Raw genomic sequence first — 515 nt, 5'->3', positions numbered from 1 at the left:
GCGCTCTTCGAGCCGTGGGCGGAGTCGCCGCCCGAGGGCGGAACGTGGCTCGCGCAGGTGCACGCGAACCGGCTCGCGGCGCGTGCGATGCTCCTTGGCGACCCGGCACAGGCGCGGCGCGCGCAGCAACGCGTCCAGCGCAGCGAAGGGATCGAGCCGATCGGCAATTTGGCGCGATGGGGCGAGCACATCACCGGGGCGAGCTATATGTGGGAAGGCCAGATGCGCCTCGCCGAGGACGTTTTGACGCCTGCGCTCGCGAGCATCGAGGTTGAGTTGGGCCGCCGGCATCCGCTCAGTTGCACGTTCGCGGCAGCGTGCGCGGCAATTGCGTATGAAGACGACCGACTGGATGACGCGGCAGCGCTGCTCGCCAACCGGCTGGATATGCTCGAACGCGCCGCGACGCCGGAGACCGTGATGCTCGCCTATCTCACGGCGTCGCGCATGGCCCGCGCACGCGGTAACGAGCACCGGGCCCTCGACCTGCTGGAGGCCATGTACGCGCTGGGCGT

Annotated in this window: 1 pseudogene; it reads left to right on the top strand. The window is 69.9% G+C overall.

From position 1 onward, the window contains the following. Positions 1-515: pseudogene (locus AWB68_RS48770) on the top strand (LuxR family transcriptional regulator); the annotation flags it as partial.

Source organism: Caballeronia choica (assembly GCF_001544535.1).
Classification (GTDB): domain Bacteria; phylum Pseudomonadota; class Gammaproteobacteria; order Burkholderiales; family Burkholderiaceae; genus Caballeronia; species Caballeronia choica.
The sequence above is the reverse complement of the archived record's forward strand: the minus strand, read 5'-3'. Positions and strand labels throughout refer to the sequence as shown.